This window comes from Streptomyces javensis, from assembly GCF_039525925.1.
Classification (GTDB): domain Bacteria; phylum Actinomycetota; class Actinomycetes; order Streptomycetales; family Streptomycetaceae; genus Streptomyces; species Streptomyces asiaticus.
Window position 1 is genome coordinate 1 of sequence record NZ_BAAAIF010000087.1, and the last position, 12,959, is coordinate 12,959.

A 12,959-nucleotide genomic window follows, 5' to 3' on the forward strand; every position below is an offset into this window, starting at 1 on the left:
TGCGGGAGTCGTACGAGGCGACGATCCCGGGTCTGCTGGCCTGAGGGCTGAACTGAGGAGCGGTCCCGAGGACCGGCCCGAGAACGCATCCGTACGGGCCTTTGCGGGGCTCACTTCCCCCAGAAGGCGTCGGCGGCGTCGATGTCCTCGACGCACTGGTCGATGTCGCTGATCTTCCCGCCGACGATGGTGAAGAACAGCCCGGTCTTCATGTCCAGCGTGCGGTTGCCGCGCTCGGCGCGGACGTGGTGGCCGGAGATCACATGACCGCGCCCGTCGGGCATCACCGTCTCCAGGTCGACCCGCATCGTGCCACCGGTCTCCTCGAACTCGGTGCGGTACAGCCGCATGCACGCGTCCCGGCCCTTGTGGTGTCCGGAGATCATGTTGTCACCGGGCACATGCTGCATGACGTCCGCCGTCAGCAGCGTGGAGAGGGTGTCCAGGTCGCCCTGCTGGAACGCGGTGCATGCGCGGCGCACGACGGCGGCGTCGGGGTGCTCGCCCATGGTCATTCACACCTTTCGTTCTGATTGATTCCTCTCTGTCCCCTTCTATTCATCCTCCGCCCGCCCCACGGGGCTGTCGATAGGCTCGGCGTCATGCCGCCTCGTCCCCGTGCCCGCAGTTATGACCCCGCCAAGACCAGGACCGCTGTGGTCGCGCAGCTACGGCTGCTGCGGAAGGTGGCCGAGGGGCTGGACGAGACCGCCCTGGACGCGCCCACCCGGCTCGGCGACTGGACGGTCCGGGAGCTGATCGCGCACCTGGCGATGGCCGTGACGTCCGTCGTAAGCCTCCTGGAGCGGCCCGCGCCGCCCGTGCGCGAGGTCACCGTCACCGGCTGGGCCTCGGCGGTGGCCGGGCACTCCGGGTCGATCGATGAGGACACCCGCGCCCTCGCGGCGGGCGCGAAACCGGGCGAGCTGCTGGAGCGCGCCGAGACCCGGTTCGCCGAGGTGGCCGCCGTCGCGCCCGCCGACCGGCTGCTGGCCGCCCGCGTCGGGGCGATGCGGCTGGACGACTACCTGGTCACCCGCTGTGTGGAGCTCGTGGTCCACGCCGACGATCTGGCGGCCGCCACCGGCGTCCCCGTGCCGCACGACCGCCAGGCGCTGGCCACCGCCACCCGCGTGCTCGCCGACGCGCTCGCGGCGCGGGCGCCCGGCGGCTCGGTCGAGGTCCGGATCCCGCCGTTCGCCGTGATCCAGTGCGTCGAGGGGCCCCGGCACACCCGCGGCACCCCGCCGAACGTCGTCGAGACCGATCCGCCGACCTGGATCCGTCTTGCCACGGGCCGTCTGACCTGGGCCGAGGCGCTGGAGTCCGGGCCGCTGACCGCGAGCGGCGACCGCGCCGACCTCTCCGCCCACCTTCCCGTGCTCGGCTGACCCGCCTCCCCGTGCTCGGCTGACCCGCCCGAGATGTGATCCTCGCCTCGGACGGGCGTCCCCGCCCCCGGCCGTGCCCAGGTCGGGCGCGGGTCGCGGGGGCCCGGGGCGGGTGCGGAGAATGTGACTTACGCCCTCCTGGCGGGTCCCTCGTTCGGAGGCACCGCTGAACTGGCCTAGACTCGATGACGTGCCACGTGGTGACGGACGACTCAGCCACGACCTGCTCCCCGGTGAGAAGGGCCCCCAGGACGCCTGCGGCGTCTTCGGAGTCTGGGCACCGGGAGAAGAGGTCGCCAAACTCACCTATTTCGGGCTGTACGCACTGCAGCACCGTGGACAGGAGTCCGCGGGCATCGCGGTGAGCAACGGCTCCCAGATTCTCGTCTTCAAGGACATGGGCCTGGTCTCACAGGTCTTCGACGAGACCTCCCTCGGCTCCCTCACGGGCCATATCGCGGTCGGTCACGCCCGCTACTCCACCACCGGAGCCTCGGTGTGGGAGAACGCGCAGCCGACGTTCCGGGCCACCGCCCACGGCTCGATCGCGCTGGGCCACAACGGGAACCTGGTCAACACCGCCGAGCTGGCGGAGCTGGTCGCGGCCCTGCCCCGCGACGGCGGCCGGGCCACCCAGGTGGCGGCCACCAATGACACCGACCTGGTCACCGCCCTGCTCGCGGGCCAGGTGGACGACGACGGCAAGCCGCTCACCGTCGAGCAGGCGGCCCCCATCGTGCTGCCCAAGGTCAAGGGCGCTTTCAGCCTCGTCTACATGGACGAGCACACGCTGTACGCGGCGCGTGACCCCCAGGGCATCCGCCCGCTGGTCCTCGGCCGCCTCGAGCGCGGCTGGGTGGTGGCCTCCGAGACCGCCGCCCTGGACATCGTGGGCGCGTCCTTCATCCGTGAGATCGAGCCCGGCGAGATGGTCGCCATCGACGAGAACGGGCTGCGCTCCACCACCTTCGCGGAGGCCCGCCCCAAGGGCTGTGTCTTCGAGTACGTGTACCTGGCCCGCCCCGACACCGACATCGCCGGGCGGAACGTGTACCTCTCCCGGGTCGAGATGGGCCGCCGGCTGGCCAAGGAGGCCCCGGCCGATGCCGACCTGGTCATAGCGACGCCCGAGTCCGGCACCCCGGCCGCCGTCGGCTACGCCGAGGCCAGCGGGATCCCGTACGGCTCGGGGCTGGTCAAGAACAGCTATGTGGGCCGGACCTTCATCCAGCCCTCGCAGACCATCCGGCAGCTCGGCATCCGGCTCAAGCTGAACCCCCTCAAGGAGGTCATCCGGGGCAAGCGCCTGGTGGTCGTCGACGACTCGATCGTCCGCGGCAACACCCAGCGCGCCCTGGTGCGGATGCTCCGCGAGGCCGGGGCCGCCGAGGTCCACATCCGGATCTCGTCCCCGCCGATCAAGTGGCCGTGCTTCTTCGGCATAGATTTCGCCACCCGCGCCGAGCTGATCGCCAACGGTCTCTCGGTCGAGGAGATCGGCAAGTCGCTGGGCGCCGACTCGCTGGCGTACATCTCCACCGACGGCATGATCGAGGCGACCACGATCGCCAAGCCGAATCTGTGCCGGGCCTGCTTCGACGGTGAGTACCCGATGGACCTGCCGGATCCGGAGCTGCTGGGCAAGCACCTCCTGGAGTCCGAGACGCAAGGCCGGAGCAGCGGTGACGCCGACGGTGTGACGACGCTGACCGCCGGTGTCGGCGGCGGCGACGCCCTGCGCCGTCCCTGACCGCAGCCTGCCCGTCATCCCCGATACGAAAGATCTCAACGTCATGACACGCCCGTCTGAGTTCGGGTCCACCTACGCCGCCGCGGGCGTCGACATCGAGGCGGGCGACCGCGCCGTCGAGCTGATGAAGGAGTGGGTCAAGAAGGCGAGCCGGCCCGAGGTCGTGGGCGGCCTCGGCGGGTTCGCCGGGCTCTTCGACGCCTCCGCCCTGGCCCGCTACCAGCGTCCGCTGCTCGCCTCCGCCACCGACGGGGTCGGCACCAAGGTGGACATCGCCCGGCGGATGGGCGTGTACGACACCATCGGCCGCGACCTGGTCGGCATGGTCGTGGACGACCTGGTGGTCTGCGGTGCCGAGCCGCTGTTCATGACCGACTACATCTGCGTCGGCAAGGTCTACCCGGAGCGCGTCGCCGCGATCGTCAAGGGCATCGCCGAGGGCTGCACCCTGGCCGGCTGCGCCCTGGTGGGCGGCGAGACCGCCGAGCACCCGGGGCTGCTGGGCGCGGATGACTTCGATGTCGCCGGGGCCGGTACGGGCGTGGTCGAGGCCGATCGGGTGCTGGGCGCGGACCGTATCCGAACGGGTGATGCGGTGATCGCCATGGCATCGTCCGGACTTCACTCGAACGGGTACTCACTCGTCCGCCATGTGCTCTTCGACCGGGCCGGCTGGGCGCTGGACCGCGAGGTGCCGGAGCTCGGCCGGACGCTGGGGGAGGAGCTGCTGGAGCCCACCCGGATCTACTCGCTGGACTGCCTGGCCCTCACCCGCACCACCGAGGTGCACGCCTTCTCGCACATCACCGGCGGCGGGCTCGCCAACAACCTCGCACGGGTCCTCCCCGAGGGGCTGCGCGCGGTCGTGGACCGCTCGACCTGGACCCCCGGCGCGATCTTCCAACTGGTCGGCGAGGCCGGCTCGGTCGAGCGGCTGGAGCTGGAGAAGACCCTCAACATGGGCGTCGGCATGATGGCGGTGGTCCCGGCCGACTCCGTGGATGTGGCGCTCACCACGCTCGCCGACCGCGGTGTCGAGGCCTGGGTCAGCGGTGAGATCACCGAGCGCACGGCCGGGGACGCGGAGGCGGTGACGCTGACCGGTGACCATGCGGACTGAGCCGGCCGCGCCGGGTGCGCGGACAGCACAGAAGCCGGTCCGAGGCGGGTGCCCCGGACCGGTGGAGGTGTGCGGCGATAAGCCGAGCGCCTTGAACGAGTGGTTCAGGCGCGGCGACGCTGCGGGGACGGATCCGACTGTTCGTCGTCCTCGTCCTCATCGTCGTTGTACAGATCCGCGTACTGTGCGTACGGGTCGTCGTCCAGCTCATCGTCCTCGAACCGCTCGCCGTTCGGCGGCTGGTTCGATGTCGATGCGCCCAGCTCCTCGGCCAGGCGTGAGAGATCCGTCCCACCGCTGTTGTACTTCAGCTGGCGGGCGACCTTCGTCTGCTTGGCCTTGGCCCGGCCGCGCCCCATGGCTCGACCCCCTCAACGACGGGGCTCGACGGCCCCAGAGTCTTGACACGCGTTCACGTTCATAAATCGGAGCGGACTCTCAGAAGAGAGACCGGTCCGTAGGGCTTCAACGGTACCTGCTTCTGTGGCCATACGGTACGTCGCCCACACGACGTGCCACGAGGCAGAACCCGCGAGGAGCCCGTTCCTCGCTGGTCAGCTGCGATTTTAACGTGTCTTCCGCACCGACCCGCCGACGGGCCGTGAGGGATCTCTCCCCGATGGCTCCCAGGGGGCTCTCACGTCCCCCGTACGGCGGCCTCCGGCAAGAGTCCCGCACGACCTGTCCGCACGGCCCCACACCACTCCTCAGGCGCTCTCAGACGCTTCCAGCGACCCTCGGGCGCCCGTGGCCCGTGCCGGTGGCATCTGCCACCGGCACGGCTCAGGCGTCGTGGCCCTCCGCCATCCGGTGCTCGGCCAGCCGGTCGGCGGCCGCGGCGGGCGGGATGCCGTCGGTCCGTGCCCGATCGAATATGGCCAACGTGGTGTCGAAGATCTTCGCCGCCTTGGCCTTGGCCCGGTCGAAGTCGAACCCGTGCAGCTCATCGGCCACCTGGATGACACCACCGGCGTTCACCACGTAGTCCGGCGCGTAGAGGATGCCGCGGCCGTCCAGATCCTTCTCGACGCCCGGGTGGGCCAGCTGGTTGTTGGCCGCGCCGCACACCACCTTCGCGGTCAGGACGGGCACCGTGGCGTCGTCCAGGGCGCCACCGAGCGCGCACGGGGCGTAGACGTCCAGGTCGGCGCGGATCAGCGCCTCGGTGTCCCGGACCGCCCGCACGCGGGGGTGGCGGGCCAGCACGCGGTCCACCGACTCGGTGCGCACATCCGTGACCACGACCTCGGCGCCGTCCTCCAGCAGGTGCTCCACCAGATGGTGGCCGACCTTGCCGACCCCCGCGATGCCGACCCGGCGGCCGCGCAGCGTGGGCGCGCCCCAGGACGCCTGGGCGCTCGCCCGCATCCCCTGGAAGACGCCGAAGGCGGTCAGCACCGAGGAGTCACCGGCGCCGCCGTTCTCCGGGGAGCGGCCGGTGGTCCAGGGGCACTCCCGGGCGACGACGTCCATGTCGGCCACATAGGTGCCCACGTCGCAGGCGGTGACGTAGCGACCGCCCAGGGAGGCCACGAAGCGGCCGTAGGCGAGCAGCAGCTTCTCGGTCTTGATCTCCTCGGGATCGCCGAGGATCACGGCCTTGCCGCCACCGTGGTCGAGCCCGGCGAGCGCGTTCTTGTAGGACATGCCGCGGGCGAGGTTGAGCGCGTCGAGGAGCGCCGCTTCTTCGGGGTGCTCCTCGGAGGCGTAGGCGTGGAAGCGGGTGCCGCCGAGGGCCGGGCCCAGAGCGGTGGAGTGGATCGCGATGACGGCCTTGAGGCCGCTCTCCCGGTCCTGGCAGAGCAGTACCTGCTCATGCCCGCCGAGATCGGAGCGGAACAGTGTCGAAAGCGGTGAGAGAGGGTTCGGCACGCGACTCTCCGTCGGACCGTCGGCGCTGACGGTGTGACGTACGTCGGTCACGGTGGTGACTCCCATAGGTCGGGGTAGACGCCCTCCTGGCTGGTGGGGAGGGCCGTGGGCAAGAGGGTAAGCCCTGGGGGGCCGGGGGATCGGCCATGTCCCCGACGAGTCCGTATGCCGGGCATGGGACGATGCCGTCAGGCGGGGGTAAGGGAGCCCCTGGCGGTGGTCTCAGCCTTGAGGGAGCGCGTGTGACCTTGGCGTCTTCGGTGATTGTCCCGTACGCGGCGTATCTCCGGGTCTATGAGCCACTGGCAGCGTTTCCGGAGCCGGAGAGATCGCACTGGGCGCGGTATGCCAAGCGCGACGACCTGCCGGGCGCGCAGGACGAGCTGCGCCGCTCGCTCGCCGACCTGCTGCCGGTCCCCCCGGTGGCGGTTCCGGTGCACGAGAGCGCGGACGCCTTCGTGGCGCTCGTGGACGGCGTCACCTGTGTCTGCCCCTGGCGCACCCGGCTGAGGGGCTGGCTGGCCCTGGAGGAGCTGCCGGAGCGCCTTCCCGGGCCCCTTCTGGACGCGGCCCTGCCCCCGGTGGTGCGCCGGCAGGCGGTGGCCGACTTCGAGCGGTGGCTGGAGCGCAACCCGGACGCCCGGCCGTGGATCCGCTCGGCCACCTGGCATGTGCCGGTGCGCTGGTTCGTGCTCTTCGGGGACGAGGAGCGCGAGTTCACCAAGGGTGACGACGGGCTCATCCTCCGCTACCGCACCCCAATGGTCCAGGCCAGGCGCCGGGTGGCGCGTGGCCTTAAGGTACTCAAGGAGGCCCTCGGCGAAGGGCCGCTGATCGACGGGCTGGTGGACGTCGGCCGGTGGCTCGAGGAGTTCCACCCCCGGTCGTTGGTCGAGCTGGACTACGGCGGCCTGGTGCACACGCTGCCGGCCGGACAGCTGGAGGACGACCACTCGGCCGCGGACGTGGCGGAGGGCCTGGCGGCGCTGCGGGACGGGGACGGGGAGCGTGCGGGTGTCGCGTACGAGCGGTTGACCGACCGCTGGAGCGTGGTCCGCGGGCGGCAGAACGCGAGCTGAGCGCCCGGCCGAACGGGCGCCGGGTGACCGGCTGAGCGGTCGACCGGAACAGAGGGGACGTAGGTCCCTATCCGGGCCATTGCCTCAATCGTGACCTAAAGCACTGACTTCGGGCCTTGCGGTAATCACCCATCCTCGTGTCAAAATAGGACAAGGAGTCCGGGAGGGGCTCCTTCCGCCCAACTATGGGCGGATTCATCGGTATTGCACTCCTTGATGGATCTGATGACCCCTGATCCTGTTGTGACTGATCGTCACGGCCGTGTGACAGTCCGTTATGGCATGGTCCATCGGCTTCCGTCGAGGTTGGTCACCTGAGAGGGCAATTCCATCGGTTTGGCCGACGGGGCTGGACAGATGGTGTAGTTGTAGTGCCGAGGACAAGCCGTTCGTCCTATAACCGACTCGGCCCGCGTCCGCCATTTCGGGCAACGTGGGTCAAGGTGCAGAATTTAGAGGAAAGAACCGTGATGGTTCGGTTCTCCCGAGGAGGCCGCTCATGACCGCTCGCACCCCTGATGCCGAGCCGCTGCTGACCCCGGCTGAGGTTGCCACGATGTTCCGCGTGGACCCGAAGACGGTCACTCGCTGGGCGAAGGCAGGCAAGCTCACGTCGATCCGAACGCTCGGAGGGCATCGGCGCTACCGCGAAGCGGAGGTCCGTGCTCTTCTTGCGGGCATCCCGCAGCAGCGCAGCGAGGGCTGAAAAACCGCATAACCGGGCATTTCCGGGCCCCCCAGCCCGGTTTTCGCCTGTATAGCTCCACCACGACGGGTGCCTGCCCCAACAGGCCCTCCACCGCTCGACATGGGTGCGTCGTTGATCGCGCTGGACTCCGCCGGGTCCGGCGCGATCTTTTTATGCCCTGGGGAGGTCTTCCGGAGGGTGCCTCCGGGGTCTTCAAATGCCCCTGGAAGCGCAATCGTTCGGGTGGTGCGGGGCGGTCCGCAAGGGGCTCGAGGAAGCCTCGCGGAGCGCTTTCGGGGGGCTCGCGAGGGTCATGGACAGAGGGTGCAATTGCACATATTAAATTGACCTGTGGTGAGTGGGGTGTAAGTTCCCTCACTCCGGAAACCCATTCGGTGACTCCCGTCACACACTCCAACCCTTGCCCTGTGTCCAGTGGTTGCGCTAAAAGGCAACTGCGGTAAGGGCTTACCGAGTTGACGGTGGCACGGCCGCCGTCGTCTCCTCGCGCTCCTCGTGTTCGGCCCCGTCACCCGCCCCGTCACCCGCCTCGTCGGCCGCCGGGTACTCCATCGCCAGCCGCAGCAGGCGATGGCAGATCGGACAGTGCCGGGTGAAGTGGCGGTTGCCCGCGGCGGCCGCCAGATGGGCGCGCAACAGCGCCCTGGTCTCATGCTTCGCGGACGTCGTCATACGCCGCACCTCCCGCGCACCCCCGCGCACACCTTTTAGTTTGGGTACCTCTGTGTGTGGTGTGCCGTCAAGACGCGGAAGGCCCGGATCCATGAATGGATCCGGGCCTTCCGGGTAAGCGGTCCTGACGGGATTTGAACCCGCGGCCTCCACCTTGACAGGGTGGCGAGCACTCCAAACTGCTCCACAGGACCAACAGTGACGCTTGCGGCTCCGCCGCGGTGCGCCGCGCTGTGTGCGCTGCGATGCAGACTCTACAGCAGGTCAGGGGGTGCGGTCGAACTCGCGCCCGGCGGGGCTCCGGCGGGCCGCCGGAGCCCCGCCGGGCTGTTACGGCGCCGCCGCGTCGATGGCCTTCACGATGCGCTTGTCGGACACCGGATAGGCCGTTCCGAGGGCGTGTGCGAAGTAGCTGACCCGCAGCTCCTCGATCATCCAGCGGATCTCCAGCGCCTCCTGGGGCACCGGGCGCCCCGGCCGGAACTGCTCCAGCAGCCAGGCGTACTCGTCCCGCATCTCCCGCACCTTCTCCATCCGGGCGCGGTCCCGCTCGGCGTTGCCCGGAAGCTGCTGGAGCCGCCGGTCCACGGCCACCAGATAGCGCATGAGGTCCGGAAGCCGCCGTACGCCGTGGGCGGTCACGAAACCCGGTGTGATGAGCTCCGAGAGCTGCTCCCTGATGTCCGTGAGCGACGGCAGCAGCACCGGGCTCCTGGTGGCCTTCAGCCGCCGCTCGCACGACTGCCAGGCCGCCAGGACCTCCTGGACCTTGCGCACGGTGTCCAGCGTGGCGTCCATGATGTCGCTGCGGACGGCGTCGAAGAGCTTGCGGAACGATTCCTCGTCCCAGGCCGGGCCGCCACGGGCCGCGATCAGCCGGTCGGCCGCCGCGGCCACACAGTCGTCGAACAGCGCCTGCACACTGCCGTGCGGGCTGCTGGAGAGCGCCAGCTTGGCCTGGTTGGAGAGCTTGCCCTGGACGAACTTGGCCGGGTTGGACGGGAGCTGGAGCAGGATCAGCCGGCGCGTCCCCCGCCACATCGCCTCCCGCTGCTCGGCCTCGGTGTCGAAGAGCCGTACGGCCACCGACGCGCCCTCGTCGACGAGCGCCGGGTACGCCTTGACCGGCTGGCCGCCGCGGCGCGTCTCGAAGGTGCGCGGCAGCGTGCCGACCGTCCACCGGGTCAGCCCGCCGCGCTGCTCGATCCCCACGGCCTCCTTGGAGGATTCGAACGCCTTGGAGATCGCGGCCCGCGTCTTGGGCCGCAGCCGCTGCCGCAGCGTCTCCAGGTCCTTGTCCTCGGCCAGCTTGCGGCGCCGCTCGTCCACCACCCGGAAGGTGATCTTCAGGTGGTCGGGGACCTTCGCCAGGTCCCAGTCCTCCGGCTCGATCGTCACGCCCACCATCCGCTGGAGCTCCCGCCCCAGCGCGGCCGTCAGCGGCTCCTGGAGGGGGACAGCGCTTTCCAGGAAGCGCTTGGCGTAGTTGGGCGCCGGGACGTAGTGCCGGCGGACCGGTTTGGGCAGCGAGCGGATCAGCTCGGTGACCAGATCCTCGCGCAGCCCCGGGATCTGCCAGTCGAAGCCGTCCGGGGTCACCTGGTTGAGCACCTGGAGCGGGATGTGGACGGTCACACCGTCCGCGTCCGCCCCCGGCTCGAACTGATAGGTCACCTTGAACTTGAGCTTCCCCTGGCGCCAGGAGTCCGGATAGGCGTCCTTGGTGACGCCCTGCGCCCGCTCGTTGATGAGCATCGACTTCTCGAAGTTGAGAAGCTCCGGCGCAGTCCCTCCTTCGCGCTGCTTGTGCTTCCACCACGAGTCGAAGTGGGCGCCGGAGACCACATGCTCGGGGATCCGCTGGTCGTAGAAGTCGAAGAGCGTCTCGTCGTCCACGAGGATGTCGCGGCGCCTGGCGCGGTGCTCCAGCTCCTCGACCTCGCCCAGCAGCTTGCGGTTGTCGTGGAAGAACTGGTGGTGAGTGCGCCAGTCGCCCTCCACCAGCGCGTTGCGGATGAACAGGTCGCGGCTGGTCTCGGGGTCGATCCGGCCGTAGTTGACCTTCCGCTGGGCGACGATCGGCACCCCGTAGAGCGTGACCCGCTCGTACGCCATCACCGCCGCCTGCTTCTGCTCCCAGTGCGGCTCGCTGTAGGTGCGCTTGACCAGGTGCTGGGCGAGCGGCTCGATCCACTCGGGCTCGATCCTCGCGTTCACCCGCGCCCACAGCCGGGAGGTCTCCACCAGCTCCGCCGACATCACCCAGCGCGGCGGCTTCTTGAACAGCGCCGAACCGGGGAAGACCGCGAACTTGGCGCTGCGCGCGCCCACGTACTCGTTCTTCTCGGTGTCCTTCAGGCCCACATGGGAGAGCAGCCCCGCCAGCAGCGAGGTGTGGACGCGGTCGGGCGCCGCGTCCTGCTCGGACATGTGGATGTCCATGGTCTTGGCGACCGTGCGCAGCTGGCTGTAGATGTCCTGCCATTCGCGTATGCGCAGGTAGTTGAGGTACTCATGGCGGCACATCCGGCGGAAGGCGGACGAGGACAGCTCTTTCTGCCGCTCCCGGACGTACTTCCACAGATTGAGGAAGGCCAGGAAGTCGCTGGACTCGTCCTTGAATCGGGCGTGCTGCTGATCCGCCTGCTGCTGCTTGTCCGAGGGGCGCTCGCGCGGGTCCTGGATGGACAGCGCCGCCGCGATCACCATGACCTCGCGGACACAGCCGTTGCGATCCGCCTCCAGCACCATCCGGGCCAGCCGCGGGTCCACCGGCAGCTGGGCCAGCTTCCGGCCGACCTGGGTGAGCCGCTTGCGCGGGTCCTTCTGCTTGCTGTCCAGGGCGTGCAGCTCCTCCAGGAGCTGGACGCCGTCCTTGATGTTGCGGCGGTCCGGCGGGTCGATGAAGGGGAACTTCTCGATGTCGCCGAGGCCGGCGGCGGTCATCTGGAGGATGACGGAGGCGAGGTTGGTCCGCAGGATCTCGGCGTCGGTGAACTCCGGACGTGTGATGAAGTCGTCCTCGGAGTACAGCCGGATACAGATGCCGTCGCTGGTCCGGCCGCAGCGGCCCTTGCGCTGATTGGCGCTGGCCTGCGAGATCGGCTCGATGGGCAGCCGCTGGACCTTGGTGCGATGGCTGTAGCGGGAGATCCGGGCGGTGCCCGGGTCGATCACATAGCGGATGCCGGGGACGGTCAGCGAGGTCTCCGCCACGTTCGTCGCCAGCACGATCCGGCGGCCGGTGTGTCTCTGGAAGACCCGGTGCTGCTCGGCGTGCGACAGCCGCGCGTACAGCGGGAGCACCTCGGTGCTCCGGAGCTGCTTCTTGTTCAGCGCGTCGGCGGTGTCGCGGATCTCCCGCTCGCCGGAGAGGAAGACCAGGATGTCGCCCGGCCCCTCGGCCTGGAGCTCGTCGACCGCGTCGCAGATCGCGGTGATCTGGTCGCGGTCGCTGTCCTCGCCACCCTCCTCGAGCAGCGGGCGGTAGCGCACCTCGACCGGATAGGTACGCCCACTGACCTCGACGATCGGCGCGTCGCCGAAATGGCGGGAGAAGCGCTCCGGGTCGATGGTGGCGGAGGTGATCACGACCTTGAGGTCGGGGCGGCGGGGCAGCAGCTGGGCCAGATAGCCGAGCAGGAAGTCGATGTTGAGGCTGCGCTCATGGGCCTCGTCGATGATGATCGTGTCGTACTGGCGCAGCTCGCGGTCGGTCTGGATCTCGGCGAGCAGAATGCCGTCGGTCATCAGCTTGACGTGGGTGTCCTGGCCCACCTGGTCGGTGAAGCGGACCTTCCAGCCGACGGACTCGCCGAGCGGCGACCGCATCTCCTCGGCGATGCGCTCGGCCACGGTGCGGGCCGCGATCCGGCGTGGCTGCGTATGACCGATGAGGCCCTTGACGCCGCGCCCCAGCTCCAGACAGATCTTCGGAATCTGGGTGGTCTTCCCGGAGCCGGTCTCACCCGCGACGATCACCACCTGGTGATCCCGGACGGCCTCGAGGATCGCGTCCTTCTTCTGGCTGACCGGCAGCTCTTCCGGATAGGTGATGGCCGGCACCGCGGCGCGGCGGTCCGCGACCCGCAGCTCGGCACGCGTCATCTCCTCGGCGATCTCGCCGAGCACGGCCGCACGGGCCTCGGGTTTACGGATCCGGCGCGCACCGTCGAGCCGGCGTCCCAGCCGCTGCTGGTCGCGCAGCATCAGCTCGGGCAGCCGCTCCAGCAGGGCGGGCAGGGCGGGGGCAGGCGTGGTGGACATACGGACCCCAGGATCTCACCTCCGGAAAACGGCTGGCGAACCATTTCCGCCCGCGCCGCGTGGCGCGATATGTGCGATATGTATGGGCTCGTCGCTTTAG

At 69.6% G+C, this 12,959-nt stretch carries 10 protein-coding genes and 1 tRNA gene; 5 read left to right on the forward strand and 6 right to left on the reverse strand.

The window, feature by feature from the left end; genetic code table 11:
- Positions 1-110 precede the first annotated feature (110 nt).
- Positions 111-509, reverse strand: coding sequence for a nuclear transport factor 2 family protein (locus ABD329_RS42205; protein ID WP_344317824.1), 399 nt, complete (start codon positions 507-509; stop codon positions 111-113).
- A 93-nt stretch (positions 510-602) separates the two neighbouring features.
- Between ABD329_RS42205 and ABD329_RS42210 the strand changes: the two genes are divergently transcribed.
- The 3 genes from ABD329_RS42210 to purM all read left to right on the forward strand — a co-directional run bounded on the left by ABD329_RS42210 (position 603) and on the right by purM (position 4,261).
- Entirely contained in the window at positions 603-1,391 is a 789-nt protein-coding gene (locus ABD329_RS42210) for a maleylpyruvate isomerase family mycothiol-dependent enzyme (protein WP_344317825.1), read from the forward strand.
- A gap of 190 nt (positions 1,392-1,581) precedes the next feature.
- Positions 1,582-3,141 (forward strand): amidophosphoribosyltransferase, encoded by a 1,560-nt coding sequence (gene purF / locus ABD329_RS42215; protein WP_344317826.1) that lies wholly within the window; start codon positions 1,582-1,584, stop codon positions 3,139-3,141.
- A 43-nt stretch (positions 3,142-3,184) separates the two neighbouring features.
- Positions 3,185-4,261, forward strand: a complete 1,077-nt coding sequence (gene purM / locus ABD329_RS42220) for a phosphoribosylformylglycinamidine cyclo-ligase (RefSeq protein WP_344317827.1) — start codon at positions 3,185-3,187, stop codon at positions 4,259-4,261.
- Positions 4,262-4,365: 104 nt separating this feature from the next.
- Here the strand turns inward: purM and ABD329_RS42225 are convergent, their stop codons facing one another.
- Both ABD329_RS42225 and ABD329_RS42230 read right to left on the reverse strand, forming a co-directional pair.
- The gene (locus ABD329_RS42225) at positions 4,366-4,620 is read right to left on the reverse strand and encodes a DUF3073 domain-containing protein (protein WP_046086494.1); all 255 of its coding nucleotides are present in this window, start codon (positions 4,618-4,620) and stop codon (positions 4,366-4,368) included.
- A gap of 424 nt (positions 4,621-5,044) precedes the next feature.
- Complete coding sequence (locus ABD329_RS42230) at positions 5,045-6,199, reverse strand: Leu/Phe/Val dehydrogenase (protein WP_344317828.1); 1,155 nt, start codon at positions 6,197-6,199, stop codon at positions 5,045-5,047.
- Between the two features lie 176 nt (positions 6,200-6,375).
- Here ABD329_RS42230 and ABD329_RS42235 point away from each other — a divergent pair, with 176 nt between their 5' ends.
- Both ABD329_RS42235 and bldC read left to right on the forward strand, forming a co-directional pair.
- Positions 6,376-7,212 (forward strand): DUF8083 family protein, encoded by an 837-nt coding sequence (locus tag ABD329_RS42235; protein WP_191068543.1) that lies wholly within the window; start codon positions 6,376-6,378, stop codon positions 7,210-7,212.
- A gap of 499 nt (positions 7,213-7,711) precedes the next feature.
- Positions 7,712-7,918 carry a developmental transcriptional regulator BldC gene (bldC, locus tag ABD329_RS42240; protein ID WP_020869672.1) on the forward strand — a complete coding sequence of 69 codons (207 nt, stop codon included), beginning with the start codon at positions 7,712-7,714 and terminating at the stop codon, positions 7,916-7,918.
- Positions 7,919-8,368: 450 nt separating this feature from the next.
- On the opposite strand, the gene ABD329_RS42245 is transcribed toward bldC, so the two are convergent.
- From ABD329_RS42245 to hrpA, 3 genes are all read right to left on the reverse strand, one after another.
- A complete protein-coding gene (locus tag ABD329_RS42245) occupies positions 8,369-8,593 on the reverse strand; it encodes a DUF6274 family protein (protein WP_198280797.1) in 225 nt (74 codons plus the stop codon).
- A 119-nt stretch (positions 8,594-8,712) separates the two neighbouring features.
- A tRNA-Asp gene (locus ABD329_RS42250) sits at positions 8,713-8,787 on the reverse strand.
- 136 nt (positions 8,788-8,923) lie between these two features.
- Positions 8,924-12,859, reverse strand: coding sequence for an ATP-dependent RNA helicase HrpA (gene hrpA, locus ABD329_RS42255; RefSeq protein ID WP_344317829.1), 3,936 nt, complete (start codon positions 12,857-12,859; stop codon positions 8,924-8,926).
- Positions 12,860-12,959 lie beyond the last annotated feature (100 nt).